This window comes from Stenotrophomonas sp. YJH_SMC_135 (assembly GCF_059372355.1).
Genome location: NZ_JCAFVN010000007.1, coordinates 51,881 through 71,079 on the forward strand (window position 1 = coordinate 51,881; position 19,199 = coordinate 71,079).

The 19,199-nt window shown below is 67.6% G+C and carries 19 protein-coding genes; 12 read left to right on the top strand and 7 right to left on the bottom strand.

The genetic code is table 11. From position 1 onward, the window contains the following. Position 1: 1 nt before the first annotated feature. The 4 genes from AC5P98_RS19135 to AC5P98_RS19150 form a co-directional block, all read right to left on the bottom strand. Positions 2–1,207, bottom strand: coding sequence for an efflux RND transporter periplasmic adaptor subunit (locus AC5P98_RS19135; RefSeq protein ID WP_049407166.1), 1,206 nt, complete (start codon positions 1,205–1,207; stop codon positions 2–4). Next, entirely contained in the window at positions 1,204–2,457 is a 1,254-nt protein-coding gene (locus AC5P98_RS19140) for a TolC family protein (protein ID WP_049407169.1), read from the bottom strand. The genes AC5P98_RS19135 and AC5P98_RS19140 overlap by 4 nt, the downstream gene beginning before the upstream one ends. Positions 2,458–2,513: 56 nt before the next feature. Next, positions 2,514–2,846, bottom strand: a complete 333-nt coding sequence (locus AC5P98_RS19145; RefSeq protein WP_014648874.1) for a hypothetical protein — start codon at positions 2,844–2,846, stop codon at positions 2,514–2,516. A 241-nt stretch (positions 2,847–3,087) separates the two neighbouring features. After that, positions 3,088–3,477, bottom strand: a complete 390-nt coding sequence (locus tag AC5P98_RS19150; protein ID WP_014648873.1) for a RidA family protein — start codon at positions 3,475–3,477, stop codon at positions 3,088–3,090. A 108-nt stretch (positions 3,478–3,585) separates the two neighbouring features. Between AC5P98_RS19150 and AC5P98_RS19155 the strand changes: the two genes are divergently transcribed. Continuing rightward, the gene (locus AC5P98_RS19155) at positions 3,586–4,479 is read left to right on the top strand and encodes a LysR family transcriptional regulator (RefSeq protein ID WP_075075841.1); all 894 of its coding nucleotides are present in this window, start codon (positions 3,586–3,588) and stop codon (positions 4,477–4,479) included. A 146-nt stretch (positions 4,480–4,625) separates the two neighbouring features. Further along, positions 4,626–5,135 carry a DNA polymerase III subunit epsilon gene (gene dnaQ / locus AC5P98_RS19160; RefSeq protein ID WP_049407177.1) on the top strand — a complete coding sequence of 170 codons (510 nt, stop codon included), beginning with the start codon at positions 4,626–4,628 and terminating at the stop codon, positions 5,133–5,135. A 13-nt stretch (positions 5,136–5,148) separates the two neighbouring features. On the opposite strand, the gene AC5P98_RS19165 is transcribed toward dnaQ, so the two are convergent. Continuing rightward, entirely contained in the window at positions 5,149–6,363 is a 1,215-nt protein-coding gene (locus tag AC5P98_RS19165; RefSeq protein WP_049407178.1) for a glycosyltransferase, read from the bottom strand. Between the two features lie 281 nt (positions 6,364–6,644). Between AC5P98_RS19165 and rpmB the strand changes: the two genes are divergently transcribed. The 6 genes from rpmB to uvrD all read left to right on the top strand — a co-directional run bounded on the left by rpmB (position 6,645) and on the right by uvrD (position 12,945). Then, on the top strand, positions 6,645–6,881 hold the full coding sequence (rpmB, locus tag AC5P98_RS19170; protein ID WP_005411638.1) for a 50S ribosomal protein L28: 237 nt from the start codon (positions 6,645–6,647) through the stop codon (positions 6,879–6,881). A 10-nt stretch (positions 6,882–6,891) separates the two neighbouring features. Then, complete coding sequence (gene rpmG / locus AC5P98_RS19175; RefSeq protein ID WP_169411268.1) at positions 6,892–7,059, top strand: 50S ribosomal protein L33; 168 nt, start codon at positions 6,892–6,894, stop codon at positions 7,057–7,059. A 484-nt stretch (positions 7,060–7,543) separates the two neighbouring features. Beyond that, positions 7,544–7,897 carry a hypothetical protein gene (locus AC5P98_RS19180; protein WP_234413105.1) on the top strand — a complete coding sequence of 118 codons (354 nt, stop codon included), beginning with the start codon at positions 7,544–7,546 and terminating at the stop codon, positions 7,895–7,897. Beyond that, positions 7,858–9,276 carry a cardiolipin synthase gene (cls, locus tag AC5P98_RS19185; RefSeq protein WP_014648869.1) on the top strand — a complete coding sequence of 473 codons (1,419 nt, stop codon included), beginning with the start codon at positions 7,858–7,860 and terminating at the stop codon, positions 9,274–9,276. The genes AC5P98_RS19180 and cls overlap by 40 nt, the downstream gene beginning before the upstream one ends. 45 nt (positions 9,277–9,321) lie before the next feature. Then, on the top strand, positions 9,322–10,743 hold the full coding sequence (locus AC5P98_RS19190) for an FAD/NAD(P)-binding protein (protein ID WP_495230157.1): 1,422 nt from the start codon (positions 9,322–9,324) through the stop codon (positions 10,741–10,743). Positions 10,744–10,752: 9 nt separating this feature from the next. Next, on the top strand, positions 10,753–12,945 hold the full coding sequence (gene uvrD / locus AC5P98_RS19195; RefSeq protein ID WP_014648867.1) for a DNA helicase II: 2,193 nt from the start codon (positions 10,753–10,755) through the stop codon (positions 12,943–12,945). 106 nt (positions 12,946–13,051) lie between these two features. Here the strand turns inward: uvrD and AC5P98_RS19200 are convergent, their stop codons facing one another. After that, positions 13,052–13,762 carry a hypothetical protein gene (locus AC5P98_RS19200; protein WP_495230158.1) on the bottom strand — a complete coding sequence of 237 codons (711 nt, stop codon included), beginning with the start codon at positions 13,760–13,762 and terminating at the stop codon, positions 13,052–13,054. Positions 13,763–13,900: 138 nt separating this feature from the next. Between AC5P98_RS19200 and AC5P98_RS19205 the strand changes: the two genes are divergently transcribed. From AC5P98_RS19205 to AC5P98_RS19215, 3 genes are all read left to right on the top strand, one after another. Further along, the gene (locus tag AC5P98_RS19205) at positions 13,901–14,227 is read left to right on the top strand and encodes a low molecular weight protein tyrosine phosphatase family protein (protein WP_019661736.1); all 327 of its coding nucleotides are present in this window, start codon (positions 13,901–13,903) and stop codon (positions 14,225–14,227) included. 106 nt (positions 14,228–14,333) lie between these two features. Further along, entirely contained in the window at positions 14,334–14,888 is a 555-nt protein-coding gene (locus AC5P98_RS19210) for a hypothetical protein (protein WP_049442082.1), read from the top strand. 301 nt (positions 14,889–15,189) lie between these two features. Next, entirely contained in the window at positions 15,190–15,636 is a 447-nt protein-coding gene (locus AC5P98_RS19215; RefSeq protein ID WP_005411629.1) for a universal stress protein, read from the top strand. A gap of 168 nt (positions 15,637–15,804) precedes the next feature. Here AC5P98_RS19215 and AC5P98_RS19220 read toward each other — a convergent pair whose 3' ends face one another. Beyond that, a complete protein-coding gene (locus AC5P98_RS19220) occupies positions 15,805–16,089 on the bottom strand; it encodes a DUF2782 domain-containing protein (protein WP_014038952.1) in 285 nt (94 codons plus the stop codon). 97 nt (positions 16,090–16,186) lie between these two features. On the opposite strand from AC5P98_RS19220, the gene polA reads away from it, so the two are divergent. After that, entirely contained in the window at positions 16,187–18,961 is a 2,775-nt protein-coding gene (gene polA, locus AC5P98_RS19225) for a DNA polymerase I (protein WP_495230159.1), read from the top strand. Positions 18,962–19,199: the final 238 nt, after the last annotated feature.

Below are 19,199 nucleotides of genomic sequence, written 5' to 3' on the forward strand. Positions count from 1 at the left end.
CTCAGTGGCCGTGCTCGGCTTCGCCCTTGGCCAGCTCGGCCTTGAGCAGGAAGGCATTGGCACCGACGATGCGCTCGCTGCCGGTCAGCCCAGCGAGGATCTCGATGCGGTCACCGGCACGGCGCCCGGCCAGCACCGGCTGCGCCTTGAAGCCACCTTCGACGGCGACAAACACCGCGCTGCTGCCATCAACGTTCTGCACTGCATCGGCCGGGACGCTGAGCGAACCGTCCCGGCCTTCGGTGACCACCACGGCCGAGACCGGCGAACCGGCCGGCGGCAGCGACGCATCCACCGGGGTGGCGCGGATCACCGCGACGCCGCCCTGCTGGCGCACATCGGCGGCCGAACCGGTGACGGTGGCGGTGAAGCTGCCACCCGGCACGCTCACTTCCAGCGTCATGCCGGGCGTGACCTGTGCGGCCAGCGCCGGCGGTGCGGTGAACACCAGCTCGTTCATTGTCGGGTCGGCGACATCGGCGACTGCACTGCCGGCGGCGACTACACCGCCCGGAGTGACCTGCACGTTGCCGACGATGCCGGCCACCGGGCTGGTGATGCGCACGCGGCCACTGGCATCGGGCGCACCGTTGGCAGCGGCCTGGGCCTGCGCGGCAGCGGCCTGGGCCTGTGCCGCCAGCGACCGTGCGCGCGAGGCTTCCATCTCCTGGCGGGCGACCACGCCCTGGTCGACCAGCGCCTTGTCGCGACCATAGGCCAGGCGCGCGGCCTCGGCTTCGGCCGAGGCGGCCAGCGCATTGGCGCGGAACACCGCCGCTTCGCCGCTGACCACGATCGCCAGTGCCTGGTTCTGCTTCACCGCGGTGCCCGGTGCGACCAGCACGCGTTCGACGCGGCCGGTCACGGTCGACGCCACCGAGGCGCGTGCACCGACCGACGGTTCGACCCGGCCGGACAGGCGCGTGGAGCTACCGCCACCACGACCGACCGCGACCACTTCGATACCGGACGCCTTGATCTGCTCAGGAGTCAGCTGCACGACACCCTCATCGCCATCGGCGGGCGCCTTTGCGGATTCGGCCTTGGCCTCCTTGCTGTCGGCGGCATGGCCGTGGCCATCGTCGGTGCCGGCCTTGGCCGCAGCCGGGTCTTCATTGGCAGGCGTCTGCGCGTTGCCAGCGCAGCCGGCCAGCAGCGCGGCCAGCAGCACGCCGCCGATCAGCGGGAAAGTACGGGAGAGCGTCATGGGACCTCCACAAAAGGTGCGCGCCCTTCAAGGCGGGCAAGATCGATTTCCGCGGCGACGCGCGACAGGCGCGCATCCACGGCGGTGCCGCGGGCGGCGATGAGGGCGCTGCGCGTGCTGCGCAGTTCCAGCTGCGAGATGCGCCCGGCGTCGAAGCCGATGCGGGCCAGGCGATACGCCTCTTCGGCGGCGACCACGCTTTCATCGGCGGCGCGGGTACGGCTGCCGGCGGCCTTCAAACCGGCCACCGCGGAGAGGCGTGCCGCCTCGCTGTCGCGGCGCTGCTGGTCCAGGCGTGCCTCGGCCGCGCGCTGGTCGGCATTGGCGGCGCGTATGCCCCCGCGGTTGCGGTCGAACAGCGGGATGCTGAGGCTGACCCCGAGGTTGTAGGCGCGCTCGCCCCCCTCGCGGAAGCGGGTCTGCGCGGCAGTGACGCTCAGGTCGGGCAGGGCGCGCTTGCGCTCCACGTCGACCAGCTTGCCCGCCGCATCCGCTTCGGCTTCGGCGATGCGCACCGCCAGCGCGGTATCGGTGGCACCGCGTGGCAACGGCGGCGCGCGGTCGAGCAGGCTGTCGCCGATCGACTGCACCGGCGCATCCAGCAGCGCGGCACCGGCCAGGCGGGCCAGCGCGGCATCGCGGAAGGCCTGCGCCTCATCCAGCGCGGCGCTGGCGTTGGCGACTTCGCTCTGCGCCTGCACGGCGCGCAGCTGCGGCTCGCGGCCCTGCTTGACCATCGCGTTGACCGCGTTGGCGTCAGCGCGGGTGAGGCTCAGTGCTTCTTCGGCCAGGGTGTAGCGGCGCAGTGCACTTTCCGCCTGTGCATAGACCACCGCCAGCTGGCTGGCCACGTCGCTGCGGCTTTGGGCACCACGCAGGTTGGCGGCCTGTGCCTCGGCACGGGCGGCACGGACACGCGCGCCACGCTGGCCCCAGACCTCCAGCGGCTGGGACAGGGTGAGCACGGTATCGGCCTTGCCCATGCCGCCATAGGAGCCGGTGCCCCAGGCGTTTTCGGCGGAGTAAGAGAGGGAAGGGTTGGGCAACGCACGGGCCTGGTCGGCGCGCGCGTCGGCGGCCTCGGCCAGCGCCGCACCGACGCGGGTGCCGGGCAGCTGGTCCAGGCGTTCAAGCAGGGTGTCGTAGGAAGGGGCGGCTTGCGCCATCACCGATGCCGCCGGGGCCAGGCCCAGCAACACGGCGACGACCCGCCCGGCCGCACGCAGCGGCCGACGTGTCAGGGTCGACATGAAGAATTTCCGGAGGTGAGGGGAACCGAAGCCCGCGAATGCGGGACGCGCTCAACTCACGCCCGGGGAGGACGCGTCAGTTCATCCTGGGCGACCGCATAGGTCGCCGCGTCGCCGGCATTCATCCAGCGCGCCGGAAGCGGCGCACCGAAGGCGGCGAAGGTACTGGCCGGCAGGCTCAGATTGGAGTGGTGGCAGTGGTTGTGGCCACAGGCACCGACGTGCTTGCCGTCGGCATCGCCATCGGCATCCGGTGCGGACTCCACATGCACCGTGCTGGCGTGCGGTTCCACCGTGCAGGCCAGCGCGTCGGCCACCGGCACGACCACGAATGCCGCCATCAGCAGCATCAGCAGGGTCGAACGGAGGTGGCGGGTGATCCAGCGCATGGACGGCAGGCTAGCAAGCGGTTTTCGCCGGATACAATATCAATGGACGCTTCGGGAATTCGTCGGAATCTCCCGTTCAGCTGGGCCGGGCGCGGGGTCGGATCCCTTTCCTCCGGAAAGGGCTCTGACCCCACCACACCGTTCGGGTGCGCCGCGCACATGTGCTCTGGTAGGTGTCGACCTTGGTCGACACGCTTTTCGACCCCACCGCGTTGCCGGCCAGCGGCCGGCACTACCCGTATCACGGCAGCTTCGCGATCACCTTGATCTCGAACTGGAACCCGTACAGCCAGGTCACGCCGATACCGGTCAGGGTCGGGTGCGGCGCCTCGCCCCAATACTCCGGCACGATTGCCCAGGCCTTCTCAAAGTTCTTCTCTGGATCGACCAGGAACACGGTCACGTCGATCACGTCATCGAACGTGCAGCCGGCAGCAGCCAACACCGCATTGAGATTCTCGAAAGCGCGGCGCACCTGCGTTTCGAAGTCTGGCTCGGGCGAGCCGTCCTCACGGCTGCCGACCTGGCCGGATACGAACAGGAAGCCGTTGGAACGGATCGCAGGCGAGTAGCGGTTGCGCTCGTACAGGGCCTGGCGGCCGGCGGGGAAAACGACATCACGCTGTGACATGGGGAAGATCCCGTGGGAGAGAACGCCATCCTCCCCGTCAGCGCTGTCTGGATAAACCGCGATGATCGGCCTAGATTGATTGTCAATTCCAAACAATCATGGCCCGCCATGGACCGTTTCGAGGCGATGCGGGCCTTTGCCCGGGTGGTGGAAACCGGCAGCTTCACCCGCGCCGCGCAGACCCTGCAGATCAGCCGCACCACGGCCACCCAGCTGGTGCAGCAGCTGGAGGCGCACCTGCGGCTGCGCCTGCTCAACCGCACCACGCGCCGGGTCAGTGTGACCGCTGACGGCGCGGCCTACTACCCGCGCATCGCCCGCCTGCTGGCCGAGCTGGAAGAGGTGGAAGGCGGGCTGGGTGACGCGGCCAGCCAGCCGCGCGGACGCCTGCGCGTGGATGTGCCCGGGCCGTACGCGCGGCTGCGGCTGGTGCCGGCGTTGCCGGATTTCCAGGCGCGCTACCCGGAGATCCAGCTGGACATCGGCGTGAGTGACCGCGAGGTCGATGTCATCGCCGACAACGTCGACTGCGTGATCCGGGGTGGCACCCCGGCCGACCCGGCACTGGTGGCGCGGCCGCTGGCGGCGCTGCCGATCGGCTTCCACGCTAGCCCCGGCTATGTGCAGCGTTTCGGGTTGCCGACCGATCCGCGCGCGCTGCAAGGGCCCGATCACCACATGGTTGGCTTCCTCAGCCCGCGCAGTGGCCGCGCACGCGTGTTCGTTGCACAGCGCGGTGATGAACGCGTTGAGGTGCAGGGCCGCTATACGGTCGGCTTCGATGATGGAAACGCCTATCTGGCCGCTGCGTTGGCGGGGTTGGGCGTGGTGGCGCTGCCCAGCTACATGGCCGAGCCGCACGTGGCGCGCGGCGAGCTGTTGCCGGTGTTGCCGGACTGGCAGCTGCCGCCGATGCCGATGCATGTGATGTTCCCGCCGAACCGGCACATGAGCCAGCGGCTGCGGGTGTTCATCGATTGGGTGGTGGAGGCGTTGGGTTGATCGCGCGCGCGCATCTGTAGAGCCGAGCCCACGCTCGGCTGCTTCTGGCATCACCAAGCCCGCGCTACGCGCGCCAGCCGAGCGTGGGCCCGGCTCTACCGGCATGCGAAAATCACCACCGCACGCAACAGAACACATCGCCACGCATGAGTCGCATCGTCGCACTGGATACCGAAACCACCGGCATCTCCCACCGCCTGGGGCACCGGGTGATCGAAATCGGTGCCGTCGAACTGATCGATGGCCAGCTCACCGGCCGCCAGTTCCACACCTACCTGCAGCCGCAGCGCAGGGTCGACTGGGGTGCACAGCGCGTGCACGGCATCAGTGATGCGATGCTGGTGGGCAAGCCACTGTTTTCCAGCAAGGCCGCCGAACTGCTGGACTTCCTGCGCGGCAGCGAGATGGTCGCGCACAACGCCACCTTCGATGTGGGCTTCCTGGACAACGAGCTGCGTCTGTCCGGTATTCCCGGCACGCTGGCCCAGCATTGCCGCATCACCTGCAGCCTGAAGCTGGCGCGCGGGCGCTGGCCGGGCCAAGGCAACAAGCTGGATGATGTGCTGCAGCGCCTGCGCATTCCCAGCCAGCGCGGCCTGCACGGCGCGCTCAAGGATGCCCATCTGCTGGCGCAGGTGATTTCGCACCTGCGCTGAGGCTTGCCCGCTGTTACACCGGCCGTAACCAGCGCTCGATCATCGCCACGCCACAGGCCACCCCGTCCTCATGGCCCATCGCCACGCCCAGGGCCGCCGCGCGTGCGCGTGTTGCGTCGGTTTCAACGAAGGTGATGGCTGCCGCCAGCGTTGCTGCATCCAGTCGCTTCGGTGACAACGGTGCCGGTGCCACGCCCAACCGATACAGGCGATCGGCCCAGAAGAACTGATCCGCGGCGAACGGCATCACCAGCGAGGGAATGCCGGCGCGGCAGGCCGAATGCGTGGTGCCGCTGCCACCATGGTGGATGGCGAGTGCGCAATGCGGGAACAGTGCTTCGTGTGGCGTCGGGCCGAGCACGAACACATCTGCTGGCAGCGCACCCGTCGGCAATCCGGCCCACCCTGGAAACAGCAGCACCCGGCGCGGTGCCAGCGCCTGCAGCAGGGCCGGCAGCACGCGCTCGCGATCGAATCCGGTCATGCTGCCAAAGCCCAGATAGACCGGCGGCGGCCCGGCATCGAGGAAGGCCTGCAGATCGGCTGGCGGCGTCCAGGGCGCATCAGGAAGCCGCCATTGGCCACAGGCGATGTGGTCGGCCGGCCAGTCCGCCGGTGGCGGCAGCAGCTGCGGCGAGATGCCATAGAGCATCGGCAGGCCGGACCACAGCGCGCGACGCGGCGATTGCCCCAGTTGCTGGCGTGCCGCGTTGATCGGCCGACGGAACTGGCGCCAGATCAGGCCGTTGACCCACCCGTAGCTGGCCCGGTTCAACCAGCCCGGCGAGCGTCCGGGCGGCAGGAACGGAGAGCGGAAGGCTCGCGTCGGGGTCAGCGGAATCATGCCGGTGCCGACGACCGGCAGACCCCGACGTTCGCCCACGCTCATGCCGACAAGGGCCGCCAGTCCGCCGGTCAGAATCGCATCGCAGCCTTCGGCGGCGGCATCGGCCTGGCGCATCCAGCCGCTGACATGCTGCAGCGCCATCCGTGCCAGACCGGTACTGGCGGCGGCAACACCGTTGCCCCGCGAGACAAGGGCGACCACTTCGTCATGGATGTCACCCTCAAGGGCCGCGTGGGGCACATCCAGGGCCTGCGCGCTGCCCAGGGTGCCGCCATCGGCCAGCAGTGTCACCGCGTGGCCTGCGCTGATCAGCCCATGGCAGAGCATGGCCAGCGGACGCGTATCGCCTTCGGTTCCGTAGGTCAGGGCCAGCAGCCGCATGGAAAGCTCCGCAGTGATCCGGGCCAGTATGCCGGTTGGCGAAGTCCCCCCGGCCCCGCCGGTCCAGTCCCCGCCTGTGGGTAACTTGCGCAAGTGTTTGAACCCGTGCATAATGCGCGGCTCGCTGTGTCCGGTTTTCTACCGGGCGGCGCCCCCGGGAGCACGTCCCCGGCCGCCCAACGCCAGCGTAACCCTTTGATTCTCTTGACGTGTGGTGGGCAACCATCGAGGCCGCCGTCGCCCGGGCTACGGGCTGACAACTACTACTATCGAGGTGCGCAATGTCCCGCGTATGCCAGGTTTCCGGCAAGCGAGTGCAGACGGGTAACAACGTCTCGCACGCCAACAACAAGACCCGTCGTCGTTTCCTGCCGAATCTGCACGAGCGCCGTTTCTGGGTGGCCAGCGAGAACCGCTGGGTCAAGCTTCGTGTTTCCGCGCATGCACTGCGCACCATCGACAAGAACGGCATCGATTCCGTTCTGGCTGAGCTGCGTGCGCGCGGCGAAAAGGTCTGAGGAGTAAAGCATCATGGCAGGCAAGCGCGATAAGGTCCGTATGATTTCCTCGGCCGGTACCGGCCACTTCTACACGACCGACAAGAACAAGAAGAACACCCCGGGGAAGATGGAATTCCTGAAGTACGATCCGGTCGTGCGCAAGCACGTCCTGTACAAGGAAGGCAAGATCAAGTAATCCGCAAGGATTGCTGGTCCCCGCGAAGAAACCCGCCCTTGTGGCGGGTTTTTTCATGCCTGGCGTGCAGACTTCGGTAGCGGCCGACCTTGGTCGGCACTGCCGCAGTCCCTGCGCACGCTGTCGCCAATGGCGCCATGCCTGGAGCGAAGGGCCGAATGCGATAAGTGATTGTTCCTACCGGTTCCGGCGCCTCGCACGGTTCAAATCGATTGGAACGACGGGCGTGGCCGTGCCCATGATGGTGAGCCGCTGCGGTTGCAGCGGTCGGGCTTGCAATCCCGTGAAGTCAATCAATCAGTAGACTCGCCCGCCGTCGCCGGAGATCCCTCCGGCGACGGTTGGTGACCTATCCGCCTCTATGGCGGACGGTGCGAGGGGGCCTTGCGCCCGCCGGTTCGTTTGCTGATTGATTGCTTCCCGGTATTGCAACCACGCATCGTCCGCCACCTTCACGGTGGCCAGATCCGTTGAAGGAGGTTGCATGAACACCCCGTCACACCGGCAGGACCTGGAACTGGGCTGGCTGCGCCTGCAGCGCATGCTGCAAGGGATCGAGGGCATGGCGCTGCTGCTGTGCGACCACCATCTGGCACTGGCCAACGGCGCGCCGTCGCCGCTGCCGGAGGCGCAGCTGGAGCGGGCCGCACAGGCGATCGCCTGCATGGCGCTCAACGGCCGCCGCCATGCCGACACGGTGCGGCTGCTGTGCGGTCGGACCGGAAGGCCGTCGAGCGCGGCTCGACTCCACAAGGGCCGGTGGGCAGAATGGCCCATCACCTCCCGACGGGCGACACGATGCTGTTCGAGTGGTTGCTGGGTTCGTACCTGCTGCTGATCGACTGGCTGATCCGGCTGGTTGCACTGTGCTGGATCCCCACCCGCACCACGCCGGGGGCGGCGCGCAGCTGGCTGCTGCTGGTCGGCTTCGTGCCGCTGCTGGGCCTGCCGCTGTACCTGCTGTTCGGCCACCCATGGCTGTCGCGCGAGCGCATCCGCCGCCAGGCCGAGGCCTCGCAGGTCATCCGCGAGGAACAGGCGCTGCAGCATCGCCTGCGCTGGACACCGCAGCCGGACACCGCCAGCGCCGAGATCGTGCCGCTGGTGCAGCGCCAGGGCGACTTCATGCCGGTGCACGGCAACGCCGTCGATCTGCTGACCGACTACGACGAATCACTGCACACGCTGATCGCCGACATCGACCAGGCCGAAGACCGCGTGCACCTGCTGTACTACCTGATGTTCGACGACGCGGTGGGCGAGGCGATCGTCGAGGCCCTGCAGCGTGCGGCTGCACGTGGCGTGCAGTGCCGCGTGCTGCTCGACGCGGTGGGCGCCAAGCGCGGCCTGCGTGCCTATCGCAAGCGCCTGCAGGCGCGCGACATCGAAGTGCGCGCGATGCTGCCCGGTGGCCTGCGCTGGCGCCGCAGCGGGCGCATGGACCTGCGCAACCATCGCAAGATCGCGGTGATCGACAACGAAGTGGCCTATGTCGGTTCGCAGAACCTGGCCGGCCCGCAGTTCGTGCCTGGCCACCCGAACCGCGAGCTGGTGGCGCGCGTGCGCGGCCCGGCGGTGGCGCATCTGGAAGCGGTGTTCGCCAGCGACTGGTACATGGAAACCGGCCAGCGCCTGGACGTGATCGCCGATGTGCCCGAGTGCAGCGACGACATCGCCACCCAGTTGCTGCCCAGCGGCCCCGCCTATCCCTACAGCAACGCACGCGATGCGGTGGCGGCGCTGATCCACCTGGCGCGGCGCCGGCTGGTGATGGTCACCCCGTATTTCGTGCCCGACGAAGCCACGCTCAGCGCCTTGCGCATTGCGGCCTTGTCCGGCGTGCAGGTGCAGCTGATCCTCTCGGCCAGCAACAACCAGCGGCTGACGTCGTGGGCGCAGGAGGCCTACTACGACGAGCTGCTGCGCTGTGGCGTGCGCATCGCGCTGTACGAGCCGCAGTTCCTGCATGCCAAGCACATGAGCGTGGACGAGGACATCGCCGTGCTCGGCTCGATCAACATGGACATCCGCTCGTTCGCGCTGAATGCCGAAATCGGCCTGGTCTGCTACGACCGTGCGCTGGTGCAGCAGCTGTGCGCGATCGAGGATGGCTACCTGCGCGAGTCGCGGCAGCTGGACCTGCAGCAGTGGCGCAGCCGTCCCACGTGGCGGCGCAGCCGCGAAGGCATCGCACGGCTGGCCGATGCGTTGATGTGAAACGACGGCAACCGCCCGCTTCGGCAATCCGGCCCGTCATCGCCGATGGCCTACAATCGGCGCATGACTGATTCACCGCGTAATGGCGAACTGGACCTGGCAATCATCGGTGGTGGTGCGGCCGGGGTGCTGGTGGCGATCCAGGTGTTGCGCCAGGCCCAGGCGCCGCTGGCGCTGGCCATCTTCGAACCGGCTTCGCAGCTGGCGCAGGGCATCGCCTATGCCACGCCGTGGCCGGAGCACCTGCTGAACGTGCCGGCGGCGAAGATGAGTGCGTTTGCCGACCAGCCCGGCGATTTCCTCGACTACCTGATGGCCGCCAACGCCTACCCGGGCGAGGCGCGCGAGGTGCTGGGCGAGCGTTACGTGTGCCGCCACTACTTTGCAGCGTACCTGCAGCAGCGCCTGCAGGAGGCCGCCGCGGCCAGCCCGGCACAGCTGCAGGTGATCGTGCAGCCGGTACTGGGCCTGCAGCCGGATGACCACGGCTACCAGCTGGCACTCGGCGATGGCCAGACGCTGCACGCCGCACAGGCAGTGCTCGCCACCGGCAACAGCATGCGGCCGCTGCCGGTAGCCGGTGCCGAGGCACTGCCCGCCGATGACGTGATCGAGGCCTGGGACTACGACGGCGTACGCACCCTGGCCGGTGAGCAGGCCGTGGCCATCGTCGGCTCCGGCCTGAGCATGGCTGACACCGTGCTGGCATTGGTCGCTGCCGGCCACACCGGCCCGCTGCACGTGATCTCGCGCCATGGGCTGCTGCCGTTGCCGCATGCGCATGGCGGCCTGCCCTCGTTCGACCCGGCTGCGCTGCTGCCGATGAGCCTGCGCCAGCGCCTGCGCGCGTTGCGCGGGTTCGCGCGCCAGGCGCAGGCCGATGGTCTGCCGTGGCAGGGGGTGATGGACCGCATTCGTCCGCACGGGCAGGCACTGTGGTGCAGCCTCGACGCGGCCGACCAGCGCCGCTTCCTGCGCCATGTGGTGCGCTACTGGGACGTGCATCGCCACCGCATCGCCGAAGAGGTCGACGCACAGCTGCAGGCGCTGATCGAAAGCGGCCAACTGCGTATTCACCGGTCCCGCCTGCAACGCGTCGGCCGCGAAGGCGAAGCGCTGCGGCTTTCTGGCCGCGCTCCGTCTGGCAATGAACAGCAGTGGACGATCAGCGGGATGATCAACGCCACCGGTGTGGAAACCCGCGCCAGCGCGCTGCGCAATCCGCTGCTGCAGCAGCTGCAGGCCGATGGCCTGGCCCGCCCCGGCCCGCATGGGCTGGGCCTGGACAGCACGGTGCCGGGCGACCGCCTGCGTGCGGCCGGTGGCCAGTCGCAGGCACGGCTGGGCGTACTCGGCAGCCTGCGCATCGGCAGCCTGTGGGAAAGCCTGGCGGTGCCTGAACTGCGTCAGCAGGCACAGGCACTGGCCACCCAGGTGGTCGCAGGAGCCGCGACGGCGATGCCGTAAAATGGGGGCATGGATGTCTCCCACCTGCTTGATGGCCTGAACCCGGCCCAGCGCGAAGCCGTCTCCGCTCCCCCCGGTCACCACCTGGTGCTGGCCGGTGCCGGTTCCGGCAAGACCCGCGTACTCACCCACCGCATCGCCTGGCTGCATGAAGTCGATGGCGTGCCGACCCACGGCATTTTCGCGGTGACCTTCACCAACAAGGCGGCTGGCGAAATGCGCCACCGCATCGATGCCCAGCTGCCCCATGGCAGCCGTGGCATGTGGATCGGTACCTTCCACGGCCTGGCCAACCGCCTGCTGCGCCTGCACTGGCAGGACGCGAAGCTGCCCGAAGGTTTCCAGGTGATGGATTCGGACGACCAGCTGCGGCTGGTCAAGCGCGTGGTGCAGGCGCTGGAGCTGGACGACGGCAAGTACCCGCCCAAGCAGATCGCGTGGTGGATCAACGCGCAGAAGGACGAGGGCCGCCGCCCGCAGCACATCCAGCCCGAACCGCACGACGCGTGGCTGGAGACCATGCGCCAGGCCTACATCGAGTACCAGGCGCGCTGCGACCGCGCCGGCCTGGTCGACTTCGCCGAGCTGCTGCTGCGCGCGCACGAACTGCTGCGCGACAACCCGGCGCTGCTGTCGCACTACCGCGCCCGATTCCGCGAGATCCTGGTGGACGAGTTCCAGGACACCAACGCCATCCAGTACGCCTTCGTGCGCGTGCTGGCCGGTGATTCCGGCCACGTGTTCGTGGTCGGCGACGACGACCAGGCCATCTACGGCTGGCGCGGCGCCAAGGTCGAGAACGTGCAGGGCTTCCTGCGCGATTTCCCGGGCGCGCAGACCATCCGCCTGGAGCAGAACTACCGCTCCACCGCCAACATCCTCGGCGCTGCCAACGCGGTGATCGCGCACAACCCGGATCGCATCGGCAAGCAGCTGTGGACCGACAGCGGTGACGGCGAGCCGATCGACCTGTACGCCGCGTACAACGAGATGGACGAGGCGCGCTACATCGTCGAGCGCGCCCGCCAGTGGGTGCGCGACGGTGGCAGCTACACCGAAGTGGCCGTGCTCTACCGCAGCAACGCGCAGTCGCGCGCGCTGGAAGAAGCGCTGCTGAGCGAGCAGGTGCCGTACCGCGTGTATGGCGGCATGCGCTTCTTCGAGCGTGCCGAAATCAAGGACGCACTGGCCTACCTGCGCCTGCTGTCCAACCGCAACGATGACGCCGCGTTCGAGCGCGCGGTCAACACCCCCACCCGGGGCATCGGCGACCGCACGCTGGACGAAGTGCGCCGCGAGGCGCGCGCGCAGGGTATCTCGCTGTGGGAGGCAACGATGCTGGTCACCCAGGGCAACGCGCTGGCCGCACGTGCGCGCAATGCGCTGGCCGGCTTCCTGGGGCTGGTCAACGAGCTGCAGGCGCAGACCGTGCACATGACCCTGGCCGAGCGCGTGGACCACGTGCTGGCCCGCTCGCAGCTGCGCGAGCACTGGAGCAAGGAAAGCCGCAATGCGCTGGACTCGGAGTCGCGCACCGACAACCTCGACGAACTGGTCTCGGTGGCCTCGCGCTTCGTGCGCCGGGCCGACGACATCGAGGAAGTGGGCGAGGACATGGACGAGCTGGTCGCGTTCCTGGCCTATGCCGCGCTGGAGGCCGGTGAGGGCCAGGCGCAGGCAGGCGAAGAGGGCGTGCAGCTGATGACCCTGCACTCGGCCAAGGGCCTGGAATTCCCGCTGGTGTTCCTGGCCGGCCTGGAAGAAGGCCTGTTCCCCAGCGCACGCTCGCTGGAGGAAAGCGGGCGGCTGGAAGAAGAGCGCCGCCTGGCCTATGTCGGCATCACCCGCGCGCGCCAGAAGCTGGTGCTGAGCTATGCCGAATCGCGCCGCATCCATGGCCAGGACAACTACAGCCTGCCATCGCGTTTCCTGCGCGAGATTCCGCGCGAACTGCTGCACGAAGTGCGCCCGAAGGTGCAGGTCTCGCGGCCGGCCTCGATGGGCGCCAGCCGGGTGATGGGCCATGCCTCGATCGAGGCGCCGCCGGTCAAGCTCGGCGCGCTGGTCACCCATCCCAAGTTCGGCGAAGGCATGGTGACCGACTACGAAGGCAGCGGCGCGCACGCCCGCGTGCAGGTCGAATTCGCCGACGCCGGCAGCAAGTGGCTGGTGATGGCCTACGCCAACCTGACGGTGATCTGATCACCGTCGGGAGGCGGGATACCTGTAGAGCCGAGCCTATGCTCGGCTGCTTATACCGGGAAAACCCAGCCGAGCATGGGCTCGGCTCTACAAACGCGGTCGGTCGTCAGACGGTGGTGAACGTCTCTACGGCAGCCACCAACCCGGCTCGGTCCATCGCTTCTTCGTCCTGACGGTTGCGGATCAATACGTAGTGGCCATCCTCCGGCGACAACACCTCGATCACCTCATCGCGATAGTTGGTGATCTCGATGAAGCCGCTGCTCACTCCGTTGAGGTTGTCGATCTCGGCCATTAACGTCTCCAGGCTCACGATGGCGCCGTCCTTGTCCGTTCCGCCGCCAGTGCGGGGATTGTCGAAGTACACGCTTATCTTCGGCTGCCTGGTCCTATGCCAGTTGTTGACGTCAACGATGTGATGTGTGGACCATCTGAAATCCTCTGCTGATTCTTTGCCGTTGAACTCACACCGGAAGATCGGCAGGCATAGGAACAGCCCCGTGCGCTTCTCGATCCGATTCAGAAGCCCGTGATAGGTGCTGGGAACCGCCATCGCATGAGTGAACCCATAGGCGTTGGAAGGAATCTCGAAGATCGTTGGCCCATCATGTGAAAGATGGTGCGGTGCGTTCAGCACGACGCTGGTGGCGAATTCCGGATCATCGACATTCCTGGACGCGATCGCGAGGTCATGTCCCTTGGCGTTCCTCACGCAGCAATAGAGTACGTACGTCGCGACTACGTACTTGCAGAAGTAGCAGCCGTGGATTTCGGCCACCTCTCCGAACGTCGTTAACAGGTCATCCTTGGTGATCATGGGCATCTGGACGGTGGCAGAAGCACATGGTGGCCCCTTGAACGGTCATCCGACCATGCAACTTGTCTGAAAGCACCCTGTTGGTGTCAGAGCCCTTTTCCGTTGGAAAAGGGATCCGACCCCGATTAGGCTGCCGGCATGACCCGCAACGTGCTCTTCCTCTGCAGTCAGAACCGCCTGCGCAGCCCGACGGCCGAGCAGGTATTCGCCGATTGGCCGGGCATCGAGACTGCCTCGGCCGGGCTGCTGGCCGACGCCGAGGAAGTGCTCAGCCCCGAGCTGCTGCAGTGGGCCGACCTGGTGTTCGTGATGGAGAAGGCCCACCGCAACCGGCTGTCCAGCCGCTACAAGCCGTGGCTGAAGGAGAAGCGCGTGATCTGCCTGGATATCCCGGATGACTACGAGTACATGGACCCGGTGCTGGTGGAACTGCTCAAGCGCAAGGTGACCCCGTTCCTGCGCTGACGGGCTGTTGTAGAGCCGAGCCCATGCTCGGCTGCTTCTGGCGCGAAAAGCAGCCGAGCATGGGCTCGGCTCTACAATAGGTGGCACTTCTTCCAGGAACGCCCCCATGACCGAACCCACGCTGCACGTCACCGTGAAGTTGAACGCCCGGCTGCAGCCGGAGCACCGCCACGAACTGTTCGAGGATCCGCTCGACGCGCTGCTGCAGGCGGCCCAGGTGGGCGAGCTGACCGGCGGCGGCACCGCGATGTCCGACCTGGGTGAGGTCGAATACGGCGATATCGAAGTGGCACTGGTCGATGCCGCGGGCGTGCCGAAGCTGATCGACCTGCTGGAGCAGCTGGGTGCACCGAAGGGTTCGCAGATACAGGGCGCAGGCGAGGCCGATCGCAGCTTCGGCGTGACCGAAGGCCTGGGCATCTACCTGGATGGCCTGAACCTGCCGGACGAGGTCTACGAACAGTGCGATTCCAACCACGTGTTCGAGCAGCTGTCCGGGAACATCGACGGCCTGGGCGAGATCTGCAGCTGGTGGCAGGGCCCGACCGAGACCGCGCTGTACATGTACGGCCAATCGTTCGAGGCGATGCGCGATGCGATTGACGAGTTCGTGGCCAGCTACCCGCTGTGCCAGAACGCGCGCATCGTGCAGATCGCCTGAGCGACGTTGTTGTAGAGCCGAAGGTAGCGGCAGGAGCCGCTGCCAACGTCGCTTGCGACGGCCCGAAGGGTGCCGGTCAGGACGACCGGCATAGCCCATGCTCGGCTGCTCTTCCCGCCAGAAGCAGCCGAGCACGGGCTCGGCTCTACAGAAGAGGGCGGGCCGAGCCTGTCCCCCGGACCACGTGACGGTGCGCACAGGCCGCTGCGCGGCGCCGGATTGATCCTGCTCAAGGCGCCGCCTGCACATACGGTGTGCAATGGTGTCGTTCCCATCCGGCAGACCGCCACGGAGCCCCACCATGTACAAGCGCATCCTGATTGCCACTGACGGGTCCGAACTGGCCGACAAGGGCCTGGCCAAGGGCCTGGAGCTGGCCAAGGACCTCAACGCCGAGGTCGATATCGTCACTGTTTCCGAGCCGTGGGCCGTCGGCATGTACGACGCCATGGGCTGGAGCGTGGGCTACATGAACAGCCCCGAATACAAGGCCGACCGCGAGGAAGGCGCGCAGAAGGTGCTGCAGCCGGCGCTGGCCAAGGCCGCCGAGCAGGGCATCACCGCCAACCCGGTGCACGTGCTGGACCGCTATGCGGCCGACGGCATCATCGAGACCGCCGGCGAGCGCAACAGCGACCTGATCGTGATGACCTCGCACGGCCGCCGTGGCGTGACCCGTGTACTGCTGGGCAGCCAGACCGCCGAGGTGCTGGCGCGCAGCACGCTGCCGGTGCTGGTCATCCGCTGATCCATACCCGCTGATTCAAGCGTTCCCGGGGAGGGGACCCGACGCCGGCCGCAGGATGCGCGCCGGCGTTGTTTTTTGTGGGGGATCGGGGCCGTGCCGGTGGCTTCGAGGGGGTCAGAGCCCTTTCCTGTGGAAAGGGATCCGACCCCGGTCACAACCCCGGTCACCTCACCAGCTGTACAGCTTCCAGTAGACCGGCGACACGCCGTCCTTGTCGTTGTCCATGCGGCCGTCGCCGTTCTTGTCGTACATGTAGAACGGGGCACCGCGCGACGGGGTCACCTTGACCATGCGCAGCTGGCCGGACACGCGGTATTCCTCGATGGTGTCACCGTTGTCCATGGTGCGCTTGGATACATCCGCGCCCTTGACGTCCACCGGGGGAGCGCCCGCGCCACCCATGCTGGCGCAGCCAGCGAGCAGGAGCAGGGAAGCCAGCATCAGGGTCTTCATCGGCGGGGCCTTTGCCTGGAAAGAGCCCTGATTATGCCCCATCGCGGTGTACGGGCCGTGTCGCCGCGGTGCAGGCACGGGCGCGTAGAATCGGCACATGAGCAGATTAGTCCTGATCGACGGGTCCAGTTACCTGTACCGCGCGTTCCACGCGCTGCCGCCCCTGTCCAATGCGCAGGGTGAACCCACCGGCGCGCTGTTCGGCGTGGTCAACATGCTGCGTTCGACACTGAAGGAGCGCCCGGCCTACGTCGCGTTCGTGGTCGACGCGCCGGGCAAGACCTTCCGTGACGACCTGTACGACCAGTACAAGGCCAACCGCCCGCCGATGCCCGATGAGCTGCGCAGCCAGGTCGAGCCGATGTGCCGCATCGTCGAAGCGCTGGGCATCAGCATCCTGCGCGTCCCCGGCGTGGAAGCCGACGATGTGATCGGCACGCTGGCCCTTCAGGGCCTGGCGCAGGACCTGAAGGTGACCATTTCCACCGGCGACAAGGACTTCGCCCAGCTGGTGCGCCCGGGCATCGAACTGGTCAACACCATGACCGGCAGCCGCATGGATTCGGATGCGGCGGTGATGGAGAAGTTCGGCGTGCGCGCCGACCAGATCATCGACCTGCTGGCGCTGATGGGCGACGCGGTCGACAACGTGCCGGGCGTGGAGAAGTGCGGGCCGAAGACCGCCGCCAAGTGGCTGGCCGAGTACCAGCACCTGGACGGCGTGATGGCGGCCGCGCCGGCCATGAAGGGCAAGATCGGCGAGAACCTGCGTGCCGCACTGGAGCGGCTGCCGCTGAACCGCGAGCTGGTGACCATCCGTACCGACGTGCAGCTGGACGCCAGCCCGACCACGCTGGCCCTGCGCGAGCAGGATGTGCCGGAGCTGACCGAGCTGTATACGCGCTATGGCTTCACCCAGGCGCTGAAGGAGCTGGGCGCGCCGGTGCCGGCACCGGTGGCCGCCAGCGAGACGACCCCGAGCCTGCGCGGCACCGCCGCTGGCTTCGCCCGTGGCAGCGTCGAGGCGCCCGCCGCTGGCACGCTGGATCCGGCACTGTCCGCGCCGGGTGAGTACGAGACCGTGCTGACCGCCGAGCAGCTGCAGGCCTGGGTCGAACGCCTGCAGCAGGCCGAACTGATCAGCTTCGATACCGAGACCGATGCGCTGGACGCGATGCGCGCGCGCCTGGTGGGCATCAGCCTGGCCGTCGAGCCGGGCAGGGCGGCGTACATTCCGGTCGGCCACGATTACCCGGGTGCGCCGGCCCAGCTGCCCATGCAGCAGGTGCTGGACGCACTGCGCCCGGCGCTGCAGGACCCGGCGAAGAAGAAGCTGGGCCAGCATGGCAAGTACGACCTGCATGTGCTGCGCCGCCACGGCGTGGCGGTGCAGGGCTACCACGACGACACCATGCTCGAGAGCTTCGTGCTCAATTCCACCGCCACCCGCCACGACATGGATTCGCTGGCGCTGCGTTACCTGGGCTACAGCACCATCAAGTTCGAGGACGTGGCCGGCAAGGGCGCCAAGCAGATCCCGTTCTCGCAGGTGGGCATCGACGAAGCCAGCCGCTACGCCGCCGAGGACGCCGACATCACCCTGCGCCTGCACCACGCATTGCAGCCGCAGCTGCTGGCCGAGCCGGCGCTGGACAGCGTGTACCGCAACATCGAGATGCCGCTGGTGCCGGTGCTGGCCAGCATTGAAGCCAATGGCGTGCGGATCGACACCGACGAACTCCGCCGGCAGAGCCAGGACCTGTCCTCGCGCATGCTGGCCGCGCAGCAGAAGGCCACCGAGCTGGCCGGGCGCAGCTTCAACCTGGATTCGCCCAAGCAGCTGCAGGCGGTGCTGTTCGACGAGCTGAAGCTGCCGGCGGTGGTGAAGACCCCGAAGGGCCAGCCCAGCACCAATGAAGAGGCGCTGGAGGCGATTGCCGACCAGCATGAGCTGCCGCGGGTCATCCTGGACTACCGCGGGTTGGCCAAGCTGCGCAGCACCTACACCGACAAGCTGCCGGAGATGGTCAACCCGGACACCGGCCGGGTGCATACCAGCTACCACCAGTCCGGTGCCGCCACCGGCCGCCTGTCCTCGTCGGACCCGAACCTGCAGAACATCCCGATCCGCACCGAGGACGGCCGCCGCATCCGCCGCGCGTTCATCGCCCCGGAAGGTTTCCAGCTGCTGGCGGCCGACTATTCGCAGATCGAACTGCGGATCATGGCCCACCTGTCCGAGGACCCGGGCCTGGTGCGTGCCTTCGAGCAGGGCGCCGACGTACACCGTGCCACCGCCGCCGAGGTGTTCGGGCGCACGCTGGAGGAAGTGACCCCGAACGAGCGCCGCGCCGCCAAGGCCATCAACTTCGGCCTGATGTACGGCATGAGCGCCTTCGGCCTGGCCCGCAACCTGGGCATCGACCGTGGCCAGGCGCAGGACTACGTGGCGCTGTACTTCAGCCGCTACCCGGGCGTGCGCGACTTCATGGAGCGGATGCGCCAGCAGGCCCGTGACCAGGGCTACGTGGAAACCCTGTTCGGCCGTCGCCTGTACCTGAACGACATCCACGCCCGCAACCAGGGCCTGCGTGCCGGTGCTGAACGCGCGGCGATCAACGCGCCGATGCAGGGCACTGCCGCCGACATCATCAAGCGCGCGATGGTGGATGTGGACCAGTGGCTGCGTGACAGCGGGGCGCCGGCACGGATGATCCTGCAGGTGCACGATGAACTGGTGTTCGAAACCGAAAGCAGTTTCGTCGAGGACCTGCGTTTGCAGGTGGTGGAGCGCATGTCGCAAGCGGCCAGACTGCGGGTGCCACTGGTGGTCGACACGGGCGTCGGCAACAACTGGGACGAAGCGCACTGACGGTGTTTCAGGCCGAAAACGACGTGAATTTGTTCATGAGTCGGGTGTTTCTGACTCGACCATGAATGTTGCCCCTATTGAAATTCATTAAATGGGGCCCCTTCACGAACCGTTAGTGTTCGAAGTGCTTCTATAACTCCCGACAGGCGCAACGCCTGTTGTGGATCTCTCCCATCCCCTGGAGCAGATCTCGGAACGGGGACTCCTCCCCAAGTGCCCGTTCCCCGGCCCCGTTGAC